The sequence below is a fragment of the Pedobacter antarcticus genome, from assembly GCF_900112985.1.
Lineage (GTDB): Bacteria > Bacteroidota > Bacteroidia > Sphingobacteriales > Sphingobacteriaceae > Pedobacter > Pedobacter antarcticus.
The window spans coordinates 81156-99901 of the sequence record NZ_FONS01000003.1 but is presented as its reverse complement, the minus strand read 5'-3'; the positions used below and the strand labels follow the sequence as shown (position 1 = coordinate 99901).

The following is an 18746-nucleotide window of genomic DNA, read 5'->3' as shown; positions in this document are numbered from 1 at the left end:
CATTTCACCGACTCAACACCGTATCAACACCGACTCAATACCCTTTCAACGTACTCTGAAATCAGTTTGAAATAAACAAGTTTCCAGATAGAATTACAGTTTATTTTTCCCGAATTTATGATAGCTTTAATTAACCATTATAAATTTAATCATGAAAAAAAATTCGGTTCTGGCCTGGTCGGCCGTAGTAGCTTTGGGCGGCTTTCTGTTCGGTTTCGACACAGCTGTGATTTCAGGTGCTGAAAAAGCAATCCAGCAATATTGGGATCTCTCTGTTTTTGAACATGGTCTGACAATTTCTATTGCGCTTATCGGTACAGTAATCGGCTCCTTGCTGGGGTCCAGACCCTCAGATCGCTTTGGCAGGAAGAACACGTTGTATTTTGTAGCAATAGTATATTTGCTTTCTTCATTAGGCACTGCAATGGCCGATAACTGGTATATGTTCCTGTTCTTTAGATTTCTAGGTGGGGTAGGTGTGGGTACTTCGTCTGTAACAGCGCCGATTTATATTTCTGAAATTTCACCCGCAGACAGACGTGGTCGTTTGGTGGGGCTGTTTCAGTTTAATGTTGTGTTAGGAATACTCATTTCTTATTTGTCCAATTATCTCATTAGTCTGGCAGGGGAGGAAACCTCCTGGAGGTGGATGCTGGGTGTACAGGCTGTTCCATCTCTAATATTTTTCATCCTGATCGGATTTATTCCGGAAAGTCCGCGGTGGTTAATTCTTAAGAAAGGAGCCACGCAGAAAGCACTGGAAATCCTCAGAATTATTAATCCGAAAAATTGTGAACAGGAGCTGATTGCTATTCAGAACTCTGATCTTGATTCAGGCAACAAGACAAAAAATAAGGAAGGACTCTTTTCTGGAAAATATAACAGGCCCGTTTTACTGGCCATGCTATTTGCTTTTTTTAATCAGGTTTCAGGTATCAATGCCATCATCTATTATGCGCCCAGAATTTTTGAGATGGCCGGACTGGGAGCGCACTCCTCTTTACTGTCTACAGTCGGTATTGGTATCGTGAATTTCTCCTTTACACTGCTGGCCCTTAATTTTATTGATAAAGTTGGGCGGAGGGTGTTAATGCTAATTGGATCTGTGGGGCTTATTGTGACACTATTTTTGGTGGGTTTCACTTTTTATACCGAAAGTTTTGGTGGCATTGCCATTCCGGTTTACATCATGATTTTTATTGCATTTTTCGCCTTTTCTCAAGGTGCAGTAATCTGGGTATTTATTTCAGAAATCTTTCCGAATCAGGTTCGTGCAAAAGGACAGACGCTGGGTAGCTCAACACATTGGATTATGGCCGCACTGATCGCTTTCTATTTCCCCTATCTGTCGGAGACCTTTGGCGGGGCCGTAACCTTTTTCTTCTTCGGTTTTATGATGGTATTGCAGTTGATTTTTGTGTGGAGAATAATGCCGGAGACTAAAGGCAAATCGCTAGAGCAGATTGAAAGTAATATAATCCTGCATTAGAGATGCAGGTTAAGCTTTACCTATTATCAGGACTTTCAGCAATAGCTTTTTTTAAGTGCTGCTGCTGAAAGTCTGTTTAGATTACTTATTAACGAATATCCCTCTGAATGCTGATATACAGGCATTTCTGATGTCATTAGGCAAAGATTCTTTAACGTAGAACTGTATGCCATCTTCATTATAAAAGTGGCGGTAATAATTTTTAAGCGTGTCGGGTTTTTGACCCGTATGAATATTTTCACGTGCAATTAACCACCTGTTATAGGTGACTTCCACACCTTCCAATGCTTCTTCAAGGTCTTTAATTTTGCCGGAATTTTTATCTTTAAGAATTAAATCACTAAAATCTTTCGCCATATTTCGTTTAATTAATCATCAAAGGTACGCATTATATCACCGGGTTTGCCGGCCTGGCTGGAAAGCTGATAGAAAATAGTATATTATTTATAAAAAAATAGCTGATGTGATAAATAGTTTACACATTTGCCGGATAACATCTCAAGAAACACAAATTGAAACAAACGGATACTAAGCCTGAAGAGCAAAAGCTCAAACGCGGATTGCAAAACAGGCATATACAACTGATCGCTCTGGGTGGTGCGATAGGGACTGGTTTATTTTTAGGTATCGGGCCGGCAGCCGTACTCGCAGGACCTTCAGTAATTTTAGGATACGCACTGGCAGGTGTGATTGCATTTTTTATTATGCGTCAGCTCGGTGAAATGGTTGTGGAGGAGCCGGTTTCCGGAAGCTTTAGTCATTTCGCCTATAAATATTGGGGCTCTTTCGCTGGCTTCGCTTCAGGATGGAACTACTGGGTGCTTTATATTCTGGTAAGTATGTCTGAGTTAACTGCAATTGGAATGTATGTTCATTTCTGGTGGCCTGAAATCCCACTCTGGTCTTCCAGTTTATTCTTCTTTCTGGCCATTAATGCTTTAAATCTAACCTCCGTTAAAGTTTACGGAGAGGTTGAATTCTGGTTTTCTATTGTCAAAGTGGTGGCCATTATCGCGATGATACTGTTTGGTATTTATCTTTTGGTGAGCGGTTCTGGTGGCGAACAGGCCACCGTACAGAATTTATGGAATGACGGCGGATTTTTCGCTAAAGGGCTGTTTAGTTCGGACGGTAAAGGGGGATATCAGGGCTTATTTGCCGCTATAGCGATGATCATGTTTTCTTTCGGAGGACTGGAATTAATCGGAATTACTGCTGCTGAGGCAGAAAACCCGGAAACAACTATCCCTAAAGCAACCAATCAGGTGATTTACAGGATTCTTATTTTCTATGTAGGTGCGCTGGTCATTCTATTTTCCCTGTCACCATGGAAGAATATTACCACTGACAGTAGTCCGTTTGTAATGGTTTTTGAGAGTTTGAAAGGTTTTCAGTTCGACCTGATGGGTAAGACGGTTTATTTCACCAGTATTATCGCTAATGTCTTGAACCTGATCGTGCTTACTGCTGCACTTTCTGTGTATAACAGTTGTGTTTACAGTAACAGCAGGATGCTTTACGGCTTGGCGGAACAAGGGAATGCACCGGCATTCTTATCTAAACTCAACAAAAATTCTGTGCCTATTAAAGCGATCCTGGTATCAAGTCTGTTTGCCGCAATCTGTATTATCGTCAATAAAATGATTCCTGATAAGGCCCTGGAGATTTTAATGTCGCTGGTTGTATCTACACTGGTTATTAACTGGCTCATGATTAGTTTTACGCACATGAAGTTCAGAAGAGCAAAAGATGCAGGCGGTATAAAAACCAAATTTCCTTCATTTTTATACCCTTTGTCGAACATTATCTGCCTTATCTTTTTATTCGGAATCCTGATTATTATGTGGATTACAGGAATGAAAATGTCTGTAGAATTAATTCCAGTTTGGCTTATTATGCTATATATATGTTATCTGCTGGTTAACCGCAGTAAGCAAAAAGCAAGGGCAAATGCTGATCGGGCTGAATAAAATACTTTTTTAAGAAATTCATTCTGTGCGGTTTGTTGTATAACCGCACATATTGTAGACTTTGTCTACAATATTTTTTAACTATTAATCTTTTAAATTACTTAAAACTAACGTTTTATTCGATTTTGGACAAATGGAGCAATAATTGATGCCCTGAATTCTTTATTCACATCTCTTACCTAAGAATTGCGTATCCAAATGAAAAGAAAAATTCTACCGTACATCCTATTTTTGCCCTTACTGACACTCAGTACGGATGCATTATTTGCATCTTCCCGGCAAACAGACACGATCCCTCAGAAAACTGATACCGTACCTAAAGCTAAGACGGATACAGTACCCAAAGTCAAGATTGACACGGTTCCTAAAGTTGTAATTTCAAAAGATACAACTCCTGCTCCGAAAACTCCTGCAGACACTATTCCAAAAACAGTAATTAAAACCGATACCGCAGTCAAAGATTCTGCCGCGGCAGCTGCTGCGGTGAAGCCGGCAGTAACTGATACCTCTGCAGTGCCTGGAGCGACAGCGAGTCCCGGGCAGCCCACGGTAACCGGAATGGTAACTGATACGGCCGGCCCCATTGCTGGAGTCATAGTAGCAGTAAAAAACACCCAGATTAAGACGTTAACCAACGCAAAAGGTGAGTATCAGATTGCAGCTCCTGCAAATTCGATACTCACTTTTTCTTTTATGGGCTTTAACACAAAGGAAGAACTTTTAAAGGACCGGAAGAAGGTAGACGTGATAATGGCTACTAAGTCCGAAGCGCTAAAAGAAGTTGAGATAGTTGCAACGGGTTATGGAACAGTTGACCGGGCTAAATTAACCAGTGCAGTATCCAGTATCCGTGCCGACGAAATTAAAAATGAAGTTTTGCCCACCATTAGCCAGGCTATTCAGGGAAAGGCGGGTGGCGTACAGGTTACCCAGAAATCCGGTTCTCCGGGCGGGGGCTTAAGTATCCGCGTAAGGGGTACAACCTCTATTAATGCCAGTTCCGATCCCTTATATGTTGTTGATGGAATTCCTGTGAACAGCACTACGAATTTTACGGGGGGAAGTGATTTCAACTTTGGTGGCGGTACACAGGGAATTAATATCCTGTCTTCTATTAACCCTTCTGATGTTGCATCTGTTGAGGTACTGAAAGATGCCGCTTCTTCATCTATCTATGGAGCGAGAGCTGCAAATGGAGTGGTGTTAATCACGACAAAGAAAGGTGAGCCAGGCCAGAGTAACTTTAGCTTTAATGCTTACGAAGGTTTTTCCCAGGTGCCGAATGAAAGAAAGTACAAATTCATGAATACTGGTGAATATCAGGATTACATGAGAGATTATTATAAATATCTTCCGGATGCAAATGGTAATCCAAGTCCGGTACCTGATGGTATACTAGCCAATCCGGGTACAAATACAGACTGGCAGGATCAGATTTTCAGAACAGCTCCTACACGTAATTATGAACTTTCTGCAAGTGGTGGTTCCGAAAAAACGCAGTATTATACGTCAATTGGCTATATGAGCCAAGGCGGTATAATTAAGGGCTCTGACTTCAGTCGCCTGAGTGCAAGGTTAAACCTCGACCATCAGCATAGCGAAAAACTAAAATTCTCTGCACGTGTTAACCTGACACGCGCCTTAAATAACCGGGTACAGGAAGAGAACTCTAAAGAAGGCTCAACCAAAAATGGTATTCTTGCACCACCAAATCTTCCGGTATTTAATGCTGACGGCAGTTATGCCTATGATCAGGTTAATACCAGCCGCGAGAATCCGCTTGCGATGTTGGAATTACCTGTCAATAAATCGGAGACTTTCCGCGTGCTGACCAGTGTTTCTGCTGAATATAAAATTATACCTGAACTGACTTTAAAAACAAATTTCGGTGCAGATATGAGTTATATCGACGAAACTTTTTTTATGCCGCCTAATGGAATCCGTTCTTTTGCGGCTCAGGGTGGAATTGGAGCCCAAAGAAATACCAGAGATCAATTATGGATCAACGAGACTACTTTAACATATAATAAAGACTTCGGTGATCATCATATCGATGTATTAGCTGGTGCCTCTGTGCAACAGTCTAAAATTCAATTTGTAGATGCCCGCCGTTCTAATTTCCCTTCAAATGATATTGAATATATTTCGGCAGGTGGAACAATAACTGGTGCAAATTCTTATCCTGAAGAATGGAGTATTGCTTCTGCATTCTCAAGGTTAAATTATGATTATAAAGGCAAGTATTTATTTACTGCAAACTTCAGGGCTGATGGTTCATCTCGCTTCGGGTCAAATAGCCGTTATGGTTATTTCCCATCTTTTGCAGGTGCATGGCGACTTTCAGAAGAAGATTTTCTGAAGACAAACACCGTGATCAGCAATCTGAAATTAAGAGCTAGTTGGGGTATCACCGGTAACCAGAACATTCCAAATTATGCCAGTTACTCCTTATATACGGGTAGCAATAATTATATGGGAAATACTGGTTACATACCTAATGTTCTGGGAGATAAAGACCTGAAATGGGAAACAACCAAGCAGACCGATATTGGTGTGGACGTTGGATTGTTTAACAACAGAATTTCAATCCTGGCCGATTATTATATCAAGAATACTTCCGACTTGTTAGTTGGTATCGCAATTCCGACGAGTTCAGGATTTCAGAATAGATTTACGAACGTAGGCGAAATTCAGAATAAAGGATTTGAATTTGAGATTTCAACCAAAAATCTTACCGGTGATTTTAAATGGTCTACATCCTTCAATATGGCATTTAACAAAAATAAAGTTGTTTCATTGCCTGGAGGTGAGTTGTACGGTGGGGTTGGTAACCTGAATATTGCCAGGGAAGGACTCGCGTTAGGTACTTTCTTCGGATGGCAGATGGCCGGTGTAAATACGCAGACCGGTATGATCGATTATGTGAAACAGGATGGTACACTGGGTTCGCCTACAGATCCGGCAGACCGTGTAATCATCGGTGATCCTAATCCAGATTTCTATGGTGGTATTACCAATACTTTTCAATACAAGAATTTCGATCTGAATATCATGGGTCAGTTCTCTTACGGTAATGATGTATTTAACTATAACCTGGCATCAGGACTGGAAGGAAGTAACAGAAGCAGTAATGGTTTTACGGATTGGAACAGACGCTGGAGAAACCCTGGCGATGTAACTGATATTCCTCGTCCAAGCCCTAATAACCTGGATAACAGTGCTGTTTCCAGTCGTTTTGTAGAAGATGGATCGTTTTTCAGAATTAGAAATATCACTTTGGGATATACATTTAGTGAAAAAGCTATGGAACGCCTTAAAGTTAAAGGGCTGCGTGTATATGCTACTGTTCAAAATGCTTTTGTATTTACTAAATACAAAGGATATGATCCTGAAGTAAGTTCTAGTCATGGCGGTGCTAACCAGGGATTGACCTACGGGTACGATTATGGAAGTTATCCGCAGCCAAGGATCTTTACTGCTGGTGTTAATCTAAACTTTTAAGCCTAATTCTAAAAAAAATGAAGACAATTTCTAAATATATATTAATCGCTGTCGCTTGTATGAGTCTTTCATCCTGCAAAAAATTCCTGGAGAATGAGCCGATAGCACAGGTTACACCGGATAACTTATTCACCAATGAACAGGGCGCCCAGTCTGCGGTAATGGGCATGTACCGGACCTTACTGAGTTCCAGTTCTTACGGTCAGACCTCGGTAATTGTACCGGAGTTTTCTGCAGGTCATGTGAATCATGTGGCCAGTTTCCCGGAATACATTGAATTTACTGGTAATACAATCAGGATTGATAATCCTTGGATACAGACAACGTGGTCTGCTGCCTACGCTGCTATCAACGCTGCAAATAACATTATCCTGCGGGTAGAGGAAATGCCTGCTGCAGCTATCGGTGCAGAGCGCAAAAATCAGTTTATCCGTGAAGCTAAATTTGTTCGTGCACTGAATTATTTTCAGCTGGCACGTGCGTTCGGAGACGTTCCTTTAATCACAGCCCCGACGGGTGAAACTGACGAACTGAAAGTACCAAGAAGTCCAAAAGCAGATGTTTATAACCAGGTGATTACAGACCTGAAAGAAGCATCTGAACTTCCAAACGCTTATAGTAACAATGCCGAAAGTAAAGGCAGGGCTACAGGATTTGCGGCGAAAGCACTACTAGCCAAAGTTTTCTTATACCATGGTAGTGTAACTAAAGATTATTCTGAAGCTGCCAGATTAGCTAAAGAGGTAATTACAAGCGGGGGATTCTCTCTGCCCGCAGATTATGAAACGATTTGGAAAACAGAAAATACTTCGGAGTCAATCTTTGAATTACAGTTTGACGAGCAGGCAACCAATAATCTGGCTGCAGTGAGTAACCCAAATGCGTCTGTATTATTTTACGCTGCCGGCAAGTCTATTGTAGATCTGTATGATAGCGGAGATAAGAGAAGAGATTTTACTGTGTACAAGAATACAGAAGCCGATCCAAGATATTATATTGGTAAATACAGGATTTTTAGCCCCGCTACGCAGAACTTCCCAGTAATACGGCTGGCAGAAGTTTATCTGATCCATGCAGAGGCACAGGCAAGGGTTGATGGAAACGTTAGTGCCGATGCTTATAATTCCTATAAGACTGTGAGAGATCGTGCTGGTCTTGAAACTCCTGCTGTCGGATCGACCACACTGGATGCTTTTGTGAAAGCCGTACAATTGGAGAAAAGACGTGAGTTGATGTTCGAAGGGGAAACCTGGTTTGATTACTGCAGAACCGGACTCGCACTGACTGAAATTATGAAAAAGCCAGATCCTAATTATTATCTCTACCCGGTGCCTGACGCTGAAAGAAGAAATAATCCGGCTTTAACTCAAAATCCAGGTTATTAAATAGTTTTGTCACAGACAAATTTGGTACAAACGGCTGCAGATATCTGCAGCCGTTTTTTTGTAGGTTTATAATTCTACCAGGTCGTGTTTGAGTGCAAAAAGAACCAGACCTGTACGAGATTTAATATCGAATTTCTGAAATATCTCCTGTCGGTAGTTATCAATTGTATGCGGGCTCAGATTCATATGTTCTGCTATTTCTTTATAGGTATATTCAGAACAGCAGAGTTGTAAGAACCTGATCTCGTTCGGATTCAGCTCGCTGGTTAACGACTGCCCCGCAGTATTGTCCTGAATATTTTTAAGTAGTTTCCCGGAAACCAGATCATTGAGGTAATATCCCTGCTGTTTGATAGTTTTTATTGCATCAACGAGTTCCGTGGTTTTAGATTCCTTAAGCAGGTACCCTCCGGCGCCGCTTTTGAGCATCTTGATTATTGGTTTATCTTCTTCAAACATGCTAAGCGCCAGAATCCGGGTCTGCGGATAGTTTTCTTTGATCCAGGCTGCGGCCTGATAGCCATCGACAATCGGCATACTAATATCCAGGAGAACAACTTCAGGGATCAGGCCTTCAATCATTTTCTGTTTCATTACTGCTCCATTTGGGGCATCAAAAATAATATGGACTTCCCTGAACTCTGAGAGCAGGCTGATCATTCCCTGGCGGAACAAGTTATGATCGTCAACAATAGCTATGGATATAATCTGATCTTCTGACATTACGTAATTATCTAACAGGGAATAGTGAATGTTATGGTGGTGCCTAATGCTGGGCTAGAGTCTATAAAAGCACTTCCCCCAATCATATTTGCTCTTCTAGTCATGTTACTCAGACCGATACCTTTGTGTGCGGAAGCAATTTCAGCAATGTTAAAGCCAATTCCATTATCTTTAATAACCAAAGTTAAGGTGCTCATTTCGGATTTAACGGTAACAAAAATGGATGTTGCCTGCGCGTGTTTGAGGATGTTATTTAATGTTTCCTGAAATAGCCTGAATACGATGATCAGTTTATCTGGTGGCAGGTTAATTTCAGGGCTTTCTGTGTCGAACGTGATTTTAAACAGTTCTGATTTTTGAACCCATTCCAGTTCAAAAGTGATTGCAGCTATGAGACCGCGGCTGAGTAATTCTTCTCCATGCAGCAGGCGTGATAAAGCTCTTATTTCCTTAACTGATCTTTTTGCGAGCTGTTCGGCTGAGTTGATCTTTGTTGCAGCCTTTTCCTGGTCATTGAGGTTAATGGAGCTTAATGTCGCTATGGTCAAACCCAGTAATTGCCCGATATTGTCATGCAGGTCGACAGCTAAAGTCTGCAAGGTCTGCTCTTTAACTTCTATTTGAGCTTTTAAAAGTTCATTGTCAAAGGTCTTCTTCAATGCTATCGTTTCTTCAATATGATTTTTCTTACGCCGGTTATATAGACTGACATAAATAATAATAAAAATTGGAGCGATCAGAAAAATTACAGTGATTATACTGATTAGGTAGACGATTTCCTTTGATGATATCTGCATATAAAAGCGTATGACCAGCATGAGTATAAAAATACATTGACAATTTTAATCACGTTGTATCTTATAGAATGCGGGAAGGTATAAATGTTATCCTGTAAAAGGTAATCGAAGAAAATATTAATTGCTGTTGTCCCAAAATAATAGAACAGCACACCATTAACCCACCAGAATGGGGCATAAGATCCTAATTTCTCGAAATTAGGATCTTTCAGAATGAGGTAGTAATAATACAAGCTTGCCAGCACAAATGAAATGGATATAAAAGAGGAAGTATTAAAGGCAAACCCCTGAAAACTATCGCTTAATGTTTCCGCGATCCAGAAAATCAGAAAAATGCCGATCCATGCAATCAGCCATTTTATTTTATTTGTATATTTCTGGTACAGGCTGTAAAAGAAATAACTGATGACTATTCCTTCCGGTATCAGAAAGATATTGTAGACAGTCATATTAGGTAGCTTTTGCAGGCGGAGATGGATTCCTGTGAATTCTACAATACAGGTAAGAAAAATATAGCCGTAAAAAATCCACCATGCTGGTTGTTTTTCATTGAAAATAAAGCAGGTGCCTATAATCAGGCAAATCAGCTCAACCACGGTGTTGACGGTGAAATAATTTATTAATGCTGACATTTTATCGGGATATAAGTGTTGCTCCTGTACCATTACAATCGACTGGCGGTGGGCACATTTCACCTTTGTTTTCTGGTTTCGCTGTGATGATAAATCCTTTAAATTCACCATTCAACTTAAAATCTGTATAATAATCCTTGTGTATACTTGCGCTGTCCCTGGTAGAAACCATGATCAATGTATTGTGGTTCCAATACGGTTTTATTGGTACATGCGCATCTGACTTTTCATTATACACACTGTCATAGGCTGCATAATAAAAACGGATTCCGTCACCACCTTCTGCTTCAATCTTCTTAACCAGCGCTTTTAGCCTTTCAATGCCAAACCAGACAGCCCTGGTGTCCTGTATCTTCTTATTTACAGGTTTTCTGTTTACTCCGGCCGGATAAATCGAATCTATATCGATTGCTCGTGGCTCGTAGTTTTTTACGTATTTCTTTGCCTGGGCAACTGTCAGTGTATTATCTGTGCTGTTATCATCGGGATCCGTGTTGTTAGAAGGTTTATCGGAACAGGAACAGAAAAAGCAAAGGCCTGCGATCAGGGCGGAGTAAATAATTTTGAGAGACATTAGAGTTATTATATTTAATTTGAAAATCAATACAAGTTAGCTGTTTTGCAAATTTGTTTTACTGCTATTAATAGATTTTCTTTGTTTTCTTTGAATCGTCCGGGCAGGGTTTTTACCCATTTTTTTACCGGGGAAAAGATCTTCGATCTCTGCTACATATATTTTTACATCGTCCAGCACAAACAAAGGCTGGGGGGATTCATTATTGGTAGGGTTGGAATAAAGAGTGGCCGAAAATACGATCTGTCCATTGTTACAGACAGGATTGTTTATAGAAAACCAGTTCAAGATGGTGTCATTTAAGGAGTTGCAGGCAATCCCCGTTCCATCAATATCCTGTTCATCAAAGCTGGTAACGGGAATGAGTGCGATAGGGAGGGTAATGAGCGTATCCTTTTTTTCGCCTGCCGCGATTGTATACCGATATAAGATTAGGATTTTAAGGAGGGTTGGTGCGATTGTGCCATCCGGAGATGCAATCAGCTTTAAAAGTAGGTCACAAATGAAATTCTTTAACTTTTTGGTCTGACCGGTGGACTGTTTGAGTTGAATGTTTTTTTTCATGTCTGGTTCTCTTTGATTTTAGCAAGCTAAAGATCGTCGCCTTCTTTTAATCTTAACAGGCTGATAACTGCTTTTTTAAAGGTGTTTTTATGCTTGTTTTTATCTTTACTTTGTTGCGAACGTTTATTTTTGAATATGAAAAGGTATTTTTTGAGTTTTCTTTTGACTATTTACAGCTGTTGCATACTGGCTCAACAACCGGCCATTATTCCTCAGCCGGTATCCATACAGGTTCAGGGAAATATGCCGGGATTCCAGCTTCAGGATGGCACGGAGCTGTTTGCAGCCGATTCTCTGGTTAGAAGTTCGGCATTTCTATCTGCTTACCTGAAAAGATACCATCAGCTGAATTTGAAGCCAGCAGCCGCAGAACAAAATGATGATGTTTCCCGCATTATATTAGAAGTAGGTAACATACCGGGTGCCTTTGAAGATCAGTACCAGCTTCAGGTGCAGCCGAAGGTAATTCATATCAGGGGTAATTCTGCGAAGGCTGTTTTTTACGGCGTACAAACGTTAATACAACTATTTCCTCCTGTAGATTCGGCCGAAATATCAATTCCAGCTGTGGAAATAATAGATTATCCGCGTTTCAAGTATCGGGGAATGCATCTCGATGTAAGCCGGCATTTCTTCGATATTACTTTTGTGAAACAATATATTGACTATCTCGCTCTGCATAAGCTAAACTATTTTCATTGGCACCTGACCGATGATCACGGCTGGAGAATAGCTATCGACCAATATCCCAAGTTAACAGAGGTTGGCGCATGGCGTGACGGTACAATCATAGGATTATATCCAGGTACAGGGAATGATGGGATCCGTTACGGTGGCTTTTATACAAAGGATGAGATCAAAGAGGTTATCCGGTATGCGGAAGATCGTTATATAACTGTTGTTCCGGAAATTGAGATGCCGGGACATGCAATGTCTATCCTGGCTGCTTATCCGGAATTCGGTACCAATCCCGGGACTAAGACGCGGGTAGCACAGACCTGGGGAATTTTTAATAAATTTAATAATGTGCTGCAGCCTACTGATCAGACGTTTAAATTTCTGGAAAACGTGCTGGGTGAGGTCATCGAATTATTTCCAGGGCCCTATATCCATATAGGAGGAGACGAATGTGCTAAAATCTGGTGGAAGCAATCTGCGCTGTCTAACCGTATTGTGCAGCAAAACGGGCTTAAAGATATGAATGGATTACAGAGTTATTTTGTAAATAGGATTTCAAAGTATCTGGCTTCAAAGGGTAAAAAAATGATTGGATGGGACGAAATTCTGGACGGCGGACTTGCTCCTGATGCTATTGTAATGAGCTGGAGAGGAGAAGCGGGAGGAATAGCTGCAGCGAAGAAAAAACATCAGGTCATTATGACACCGGAAATGAAGACTTATTTTAATCATGCGCAGTTTCTGAAGGAAGATTCTTTGACAGCCGCGAAATTGACCACATTAGAAACTGTTTATAATTACGACCCAATTCCTGTGGGATTAAATCCGGCAGACGCCGCTTACATTATTGGTGGTCAGGGAAATTTGTGGTCTGAATATATCAGTAATCCTGCTAAAGCCGAATACCAGTTGTTTCCCAGATTGGATGCTCTAAGTGAAGTGCTCTGGAGTCCAAAAGAACAGCGTAACTACACTGATTTTCAGCTCCGTTTAAAAACACAGCTCAAACGATACGAACTAATGGAGATTAATTTCAATAAAAAATATCTGAAGTAAGGGTCCGAAAATATCTGCTAATTGGCTAAATTTCTCTATTGCTAATGTGGTTTAGTTGCTGTAAATTGTTTAGCTATAAGGACATTCTAAAAAAAAATAAATAGCTAATATAATGGATAATAGAAGATCGTTTTTAAAGAAAGCTGGTTTGCTTGGTACTGCTACAGTACTGGCCACGCCTTTATTCAGCGAGGCAATGGAATTATTTAATCCTGCGCGTAAGGTGCAGGAAATTGGGTTACAGTTATACACTTTAAGGGAGCAGCTTGGTAAAGACCTGAAAGGTACGATAGGTAAGGTTGCTGAAATAGGATACAACCATGTGGAGACTTTTTATAATTATCGTGCCGGTGCTCCGGTTGACCTGTGGGGGCAGAGTGCGGCTGAATTTTCTGCACTGCTAAAGAGTTCAGGCCTCAAGACATATAGTGGGCATTACCAGCTCAATGATTTTCTAAGCCCGGGGAAAGGTGATGACACCGCACTTAAGGCACAGCTGGAAATTGCTTCCGCTTTGGGGCAGCAGTATTTTGTTGTTCCTGTACCACCCATGGGAGCCAGTCTGGATAAAATGACGAGTACCGATTTTAAATTTATGGCTGCCCAGTTGAACAAGGCTGGCGAACTTTCTGCAAAGTCAAAGATAAAAATGGGTTATCATAACCACTTCTGGGAATTTCGCACACTTGAAAATGGTGAAAAGGGTTACGATATCCTTCTGAAGGAAACTGACCCTGCGCTGGTTACTTTTGAAATGGATTTGTTCTGGATAGAAAAGTCCGGTGTATCTCCTGATGCTTATTTTAAAAAGTATCCTGAAAGATTTGCAATGTGGCATGTGAAAGATGTGGATAAAGCCAATACGGCCAAAATCACCGGAGGTAAACTAGATACTACCTCATCTATGGAAGTTTTAAAGGGAATTAGTTATACAGAAGTAGGAACCGGAAGTATTAATTTCAAAGAGATCTTTACGCATCAGCAGCAAGCTGGCTTAAAGCATATTTTTGTTGAACAGGATATGATCAAAATTGATCCTTTCGTAAGTATCACGGATAGCTACAATTTTGTTAAAAAAAACCTGGTTTAAATTCTGAATGAACCGCGTTTACTTTGTTTTAAACGCGGTTCATCAATTTATCTGTATACTACTGCAAAAAAGTTAACAATGAATGCTGACTAGCGGTGTGTATGTCCCTCCAGACGCGGTTTATTTCCGTTTCCTTCCGCGCCGCTTCTAATCCGCAATATGGATATAAGGTATCAGTTATTTGCCTGGCAATATGGGCAAGTTTACGGCTGCTCAGACTCACTGCATCCAGTAGTTCCTTGTCAATTTTATTCTCTTCTGTTAACTGTAACCAGCTGGCATCAAATGTTGTATAAAAATTTGTTCTGGCTTCCTTTAATGCCTCGCTGCAGCTACTGAGCTCTGTTTCAAAGAATTTAACCTGGTCCTGTGTATATCTTTTTAGTCCCGATCTGGAGCGGAAACTGTCGGCAGCCAGTGTTAAAAAATGTGCAGACATTCCGGCGCTGTTCACCGCAAGGGTAGTTTCGGCCATCTGTAAGAAAGGGTAGTCGAACCCAGGGCTGTTTAGTTTAATGTTTTCGTTGATCTGGAATGTTCTGTTAGCAGGAACCTGAAGATCTTTTACTTCAAATGCATGGCTTCCGGTCGCTACAAGCCCGAAGTATGACCAGCCGGGTACGAGTTCAACTTCTTCTTTTTTAAGTATAAAAGAGCGGATTACCTGGTTTCCGGCGTCATCTTTAAGTGGATTATGGTTGTGGTCGAGTAGCTGACAGTTGGCCGTAAATACCGTAGCGTGTAAAGCTCCACTGGCATATTTCCAATAGCCATTAATTGTATAGCCAGTTTCAGATTCAACTGCCGTCCCAGCTACAGCCCCGCTTCCTGCAAAGCAGACTTGAGGGTCAGAAAAGATTTCTGCTGCCAGTCCAGGATCTAAGAAACCTGCAAACCAGCCCGCTCCGCTGCATAAAGTTACTGTCCAGGCTAAACTTCCGTCTTCTGCCGCCAATGCCTCTTCCATTCTGAGTATTTCTGGTAACAATAACTGGGGCCCGCCGTATGATGCCGGTACAAATAGTTTAAACCATTGTTTGGTGTAAGCGAGTTCGAGTATGGCCGGATGAAGTTTACCTTGTTCTTCTGATAGGGCAGCGTATTGGTGTATACAGTCTTTTTCTTCTGTACTAAGCAAGTTAAACATGTGCTGGTTTTGGGGATGAATTCTTCTTTTTGATAATGCCTTTCCACTCTATAAAACCGAAAATGGCCACTATGAATAGTACGGTGGTGAGCACAGCGAACATTGGTAGTTTTTTATGGATAAGCAGCGGGATAGCGAAGAGGTTGGAGATATTTAGAAAGATCCAGTTTTCTATGCGCCTTTTAGCGAGTAACCACATTCCCGCCCATGCAGTAGAGGCAACAAAAGCGTCCCACACCGGGACATCTGAATCTGTAAAATGATTCAATACCAGGTACAGAATAATAAAACCTCCGGCTGAAATGAGTATCGCAGTGGTCAACTCGGCTCTGTTGCTCCAGTCTGCCTGAAGCTGCTGTTGTTGTTTACGACTTCTCCAAAGGATCCATCCATATACACTCATGACAAGGTAATAAGTATTTAAAAGGGTTTCGGCATATAGTTTCGCCTCAAATAGAAGTGTCATAGACAACAGTATGGAGATAATACCTGTAGGGTATAGCCAAATGTTGTTGCGTTTGGCCAGCAGAACCTCTGAGATGCCAAATCCTACCGCAAGATATTCCAGTAAACTGGTTTTCATAAGCTGTTCGAAAAACAGCGACAGCCATTCGTGTAAATTCATGTTTCAATGCATTAGTTTTATTCCAATCATATTAAGGTAAGTTGGAGAACCAATGGCTTACCTTTCCTAACCGGCATTATCCGGTCGAGGTTCTGCGGGTTTGATCTCAGCCTGATAGTAAGGCACCCCGAGGTTTAAGAAATCTTATAATTTCTTCTGGATAAAGGTATAAATGTTTAATGAAACTGGAAAGTGTTCTCTGGAATTTACCTCCGCATGAGATTCTGCAGGCCCTTATTTAGGGCGAAAGAACGTTTTTAAAGCTGAAATAGTCTGTGAATTATTAAAAATTAATCAATAGGCAAACAATTTGGTGTATTCAGGCGTAGTGTTAAAAGCATCTTTTAGCCAATGGTTGGTTTAAAGTATAATCCTAACACTATGAAAAAATTTTCAACTCTTACTCTAGTTGCACTTTTGATTGCAACTTTTTCAGCACATGCCCAAATTCAGAAAGGGAATGTATTCGTCGGCGGTAATTTTGCCAACCTTAATCTCGGTTTAGATAACCCGAGTATTTTCAGTGTTGATATCACACCAAAAGCAGCTTGGTTTATTCAGGATAACGTAGCTGTCGGTGGATACGTGAATCTCGGATTGAAAACTCAGAAAAACAGTGCAACCACTACTAATTACGGAGTGGGTGCTTTAGGTCGTTATTATACGGGTAAAGACGTAGAGGTACTTCGTCACGGACGTTTCTTCGCAGAGGGAACTGTAGGTTTTGGTGGAGTTAACGTAAGTAAAGGTGGTGGTAAGACGAATGGCCTTAACCTTGGTGTGGGTCCAGGTTTTGCATACTTCATTACGCCAAATATCGGATTGGAAACTATGCTGAAATACAATGGTCTGGTCGGCTTTGGTAATTCCACAACTCAAAATAATCTGAACCTTTCTTTCGGACTTCAGATTTATCTACCGGGTGCAGGTACAGCGAATAAAGTTAAAAGAGACGCTGGGATATAATATCATAGCCTCTAAATTAAATAAACAAATAAACCTGTACTGGTAATTCCGGTACAGGTTTATTTATTTAAGACGTATTTGAAAGTCAGGATTTGCCTGCCATCTCAATCTGCATTTCCAATACCTTATCAATAACCATACTGACTGTTCCTAAAATTCCGGCATCGTTGCCCAGCTCGGATAAGATTACTTTGGTGTTTTCTCTAATGGCCGTCATACTGTAAGTATTAACTGAATGGAGTATGGGAATGGTTATATATTGTTTTGCAGCAGCTATTTTACCACCCAGAATAATTACTTCCGGATTAAACAGTTGAATTAAAGTGGCTATTCCCCTGCCAAGACTAACGCCGACCTCCGACAAGATATTGATGGCATATTGATCGCCTTTATTTGCCGCGTCAATAATGATTCTTGGTTCTATGGTCTCGATTTCCTGGTCAGATAATTGATTCAGAATGGACGACTTGCCGGATTGAATTCCTTCTTTTGCCATTCTTGCCAGTGCTATGCCCGAAGCAACTGTTTCCAGGCAGCCGCGTTTACCACAGTAACAAAGCTTACCATCTTCAACGAAAGGAATATGACCGATTTCTCCGGAGAAACCTTTGGATCCGGACCGCAATTTGCCATCCATAATAATACCCAGACCAATACCCCAGTCCATTAGTACGAGTAATGCATCACTCTTTCCATATGCCAGGCCATACCGGCATTCTGCTATTGTAGCACTTTTTACGTCATTTTGTATAAATACAGGATAACCGAGTTTACGCTGCATTAGTTCCTGCAAGTTATCTTCTGGTCCCGGAATAAGATAGGTGTAATTCTTGCCTGCCCTTGAATCTACAAGACCAGGCATGCTCATTCCAATGCCGATTAATTTACGGTGATCAAATATTGCCGATTTAATTAATAACTCGATTGCTTCAAATAGACTATCCAGTGATTTAAGATCCGGAGTTATTGTAATATCATGTTTTACAGGCCCGGTGATGTAATTACAGTTATTGTCCAGCACGGCCATTCGTACTTTAAATCTTTCTACATCAATGGAAAGAATATAATAGGTGTCGTCTTTTAAGCCAAAAAGTTCTGGTTTTCTTCCGCCTATAGAGGCTCCTTTACCTTTCTTTTCCAGAATATTCTCCTCCTGCAATTCCGATAGCAGGGCCAGGGAGGTGGGAGAGCTAATGCCTAACAAAGTAAAGAGTTCTGCATTAGACTGTGGTCCGAAGTCGAAAATATTACGAATCAGTTTGAGTTTGTATAAATACTTTTTTCTTTCCGTTTTGCTCATCTCCTGAAGTTGTTCTTCATTCATAAGCATGATTTTTCCCTTCGGATTTGATTGCATATGGCGGCGTCAAAATTTTCATCAATATACTAATAAATACAGTTTACTTATATTAAAAATTAACTAAAGTAATAGACTTATAATAAAATTTAATATAACTACTATTTTTAATATCAAAAAATACAAAATTTTAGAAGGAATTAGAATAAATATTAGATAACTTAGTGTTACGGTACCAGCGCGACGAAAATA

The 18746-nt window shown here is 40.7% G+C and carries 16 protein-coding genes and 1 riboswitch; of the genes, 7 read left to right on the top strand and 9 right to left on the bottom strand.

What is annotated here, in order from left to right; genetic code table 11:
• The first annotated feature begins 151 nt into the window (after positions 1-151).
• Positions 152-1489 (top strand): sugar porter family MFS transporter, encoded by a 1338-nt coding sequence (locus BM192_RS07945; protein ID WP_088775998.1) that lies wholly within the window; start codon positions 152-154, stop codon positions 1487-1489.
• A gap of 81 nt (positions 1490-1570) precedes the next feature.
• Here BM192_RS07945 and BM192_RS07940 read toward each other — a convergent pair whose 3' ends face one another.
• Positions 1571-1846, bottom strand: coding sequence for a hypothetical protein (locus tag BM192_RS07940; protein ID WP_037443614.1), 276 nt, complete (start codon positions 1844-1846; stop codon positions 1571-1573).
• 155 nt (positions 1847-2001) lie between these two features.
• Between BM192_RS07940 and BM192_RS07935 the strand changes: the two genes are divergently transcribed.
• The 3 genes from BM192_RS07935 (at position 2002) to BM192_RS07925 (ending at position 8345) form a co-directional block, all read left to right on the top strand.
• Positions 2002-3459, top strand: coding sequence for an amino acid permease (locus BM192_RS07935; protein WP_037443612.1), 1458 nt, complete (start codon positions 2002-2004; stop codon positions 3457-3459).
• 198 nt (positions 3460-3657) lie between these two features.
• Positions 3658-6960: a SusC/RagA family TonB-linked outer membrane protein gene (locus BM192_RS07930; protein ID WP_081857551.1), complete on the top strand. Its 3303-nt coding sequence runs from the start codon at positions 3658-3660 to the stop codon at positions 6958-6960.
• A 17-nt stretch (positions 6961-6977) separates the two neighbouring features.
• Entirely contained in the window at positions 6978-8345 is a 1368-nt protein-coding gene (locus tag BM192_RS07925; RefSeq protein WP_037443610.1) for a RagB/SusD family nutrient uptake outer membrane protein, read from the top strand.
• A gap of 66 nt (positions 8346-8411) precedes the next feature.
• On the opposite strand, the gene BM192_RS07920 is transcribed toward BM192_RS07925, so the two are convergent.
• From BM192_RS07920 to BM192_RS07900, 5 genes are read right to left on the bottom strand one after another with little or no spacing between them, the layout of a single operon-like run.
• A complete protein-coding gene (locus BM192_RS07920; protein ID WP_037443608.1) occupies positions 8412-9068 on the bottom strand; it encodes a response regulator transcription factor in 657 nt (218 codons plus the stop codon).
• 11 nt (positions 9069-9079) lie between these two features.
• A complete protein-coding gene (locus tag BM192_RS07915; RefSeq protein WP_037443606.1) occupies positions 9080-9865 on the bottom strand; it encodes a sensor histidine kinase in 786 nt (261 codons plus the stop codon).
• Complete coding sequence (locus BM192_RS07910; protein WP_037443604.1) at positions 9832-10497, bottom strand: hypothetical protein; 666 nt, start codon at positions 10495-10497, stop codon at positions 9832-9834. The genes BM192_RS07915 and BM192_RS07910 overlap by 34 nt, the downstream gene beginning before the upstream one ends.
• Position 10498: 1 nt before the next feature.
• Complete coding sequence (locus tag BM192_RS07905; protein WP_037443602.1) at positions 10499-11071, bottom strand: hypothetical protein; 573 nt, start codon at positions 11069-11071, stop codon at positions 10499-10501.
• Between the two features lie 36 nt (positions 11072-11107).
• Complete coding sequence (locus BM192_RS07900) at positions 11108-11635, bottom strand: hypothetical protein (RefSeq protein WP_037443600.1); 528 nt, start codon at positions 11633-11635, stop codon at positions 11108-11110.
• 135 nt (positions 11636-11770) lie between these two features.
• Here BM192_RS07900 and BM192_RS07895 point away from each other — a divergent pair, with 135 nt between their 5' ends.
• The gene (locus BM192_RS07895; protein WP_037443598.1) at positions 11771-13369 is read left to right on the top strand and encodes a beta-N-acetylhexosaminidase; all 1599 of its coding nucleotides are present in this window, start codon (positions 11771-11773) and stop codon (positions 13367-13369) included.
• A gap of 112 nt (positions 13370-13481) precedes the next feature.
• Positions 13482-14459 (top strand): sugar phosphate isomerase/epimerase family protein, encoded by a 978-nt coding sequence (locus BM192_RS07890; protein ID WP_037443596.1) that lies wholly within the window; start codon positions 13482-13484, stop codon positions 14457-14459.
• A 58-nt stretch (positions 14460-14517) separates the two neighbouring features.
• Here BM192_RS07890 and BM192_RS07885 read toward each other — a convergent pair whose 3' ends face one another.
• Positions 14518-15606 (bottom strand): acyl-CoA dehydrogenase family protein, encoded by a 1089-nt coding sequence (locus BM192_RS07885; RefSeq protein ID WP_037443594.1) that lies wholly within the window; start codon positions 15604-15606, stop codon positions 14518-14520.
• Positions 15599-16231 (bottom strand): nicotinamide riboside transporter PnuC, encoded by a 633-nt coding sequence (gene pnuC, locus BM192_RS07880; RefSeq protein WP_037443592.1) that lies wholly within the window; start codon positions 16229-16231, stop codon positions 15599-15601. The genes BM192_RS07885 and pnuC overlap by 8 nt, the downstream gene beginning before the upstream one ends.
• 46 nt (positions 16232-16277) lie before the next feature.
• A riboswitch (TPP riboswitch) is annotated at positions 16278-16371 on the bottom strand.
• A gap of 241 nt (positions 16372-16612) precedes the next feature.
• Between pnuC and BM192_RS07875 the strand changes: the two genes are divergently transcribed.
• Positions 16613-17197 (top strand): porin family protein, encoded by a 585-nt coding sequence (locus tag BM192_RS07875; RefSeq protein ID WP_037443827.1) that lies wholly within the window; start codon positions 16613-16615, stop codon positions 17195-17197.
• Positions 17198-17282: 85 nt separating this feature from the next.
• Here the strand turns inward: BM192_RS07875 and BM192_RS07870 are convergent, their stop codons facing one another.
• Entirely contained in the window at positions 17283-18521 is a 1239-nt protein-coding gene (locus BM192_RS07870) for an ROK family protein (protein WP_037443824.1), read from the bottom strand.
• Between the last annotated feature and the right edge of the window lie 225 nt (positions 18522-18746).

Excerpts from the sequence above, each read along its gene's own strand:
- BM192_RS07945 (WP_088775998.1), top strand. The coding sequence starts at position 152 with ATGAAAAAAAATTCGGTTCTGGCCTGGTCGGCCGTAGTAGCTTTGGGC.
- BM192_RS07940 (WP_037443614.1), bottom strand. The coding sequence starts at position 1,846 with ATGGCGAAAGATTTTAGTGATTTAATTCTTAAAGATAAAAATTCCGGC.
- BM192_RS07930 (WP_081857551.1), top strand. The coding sequence starts at position 3,658 with ATGAAAAGAAAAATTCTACCGTACATCCTATTTTTGCCCTTACTGACA.
- BM192_RS07925 (WP_037443610.1), top strand. The coding sequence starts at position 6,978 with ATGAAGACAATTTCTAAATATATATTAATCGCTGTCGCTTGTATGAGT.
- BM192_RS07920 (WP_037443608.1), bottom strand. The coding sequence starts at position 9,068 with ATGTCAGAAGATCAGATTATATCCATAGCTATTGTTGACGATCATAAC.
- BM192_RS07915 (WP_037443606.1), bottom strand. The coding sequence starts at position 9,865 with ATGCAGATATCATCAAAGGAAATCGTCTACCTAATCAGTATAATCACT.
- BM192_RS07910 (WP_037443604.1), bottom strand. The coding sequence starts at position 10,497 with ATGTCAGCATTAATAAATTATTTCACCGTCAACACCGTGGTTGAGCTG.
- BM192_RS07905 (WP_037443602.1), bottom strand. The coding sequence starts at position 11,071 with ATGTCTCTCAAAATTATTTACTCCGCCCTGATCGCAGGCCTTTGCTTT.
- BM192_RS07900 (WP_037443600.1), bottom strand. The coding sequence starts at position 11,635 with ATGAAAAAAAACATTCAACTCAAACAGTCCACCGGTCAGACCAAAAAG.
- BM192_RS07895 (WP_037443598.1), top strand. The coding sequence starts at position 11,771 with ATGAAAAGGTATTTTTTGAGTTTTCTTTTGACTATTTACAGCTGTTGC.
- BM192_RS07890 (WP_037443596.1), top strand. The coding sequence starts at position 13,482 with ATGGATAATAGAAGATCGTTTTTAAAGAAAGCTGGTTTGCTTGGTACT.
- BM192_RS07885 (WP_037443594.1), bottom strand. The coding sequence starts at position 15,606 with ATGTTTAACTTGCTTAGTACAGAAGAAAAAGACTGTATACACCAATAC.
- pnuC (WP_037443592.1), bottom strand. The coding sequence starts at position 16,231 with ATGAATTTACACGAATGGCTGTCGCTGTTTTTCGAACAGCTTATGAAA.
- BM192_RS07875 (WP_037443827.1), top strand. The coding sequence starts at position 16,613 with ATGAAAAAATTTTCAACTCTTACTCTAGTTGCACTTTTGATTGCAACT.
- BM192_RS07870 (WP_037443824.1), bottom strand. The coding sequence starts at position 18,521 with ATGAATGAAGAACAACTTCAGGAGATGAGCAAAACGGAAAGAAAAAAG.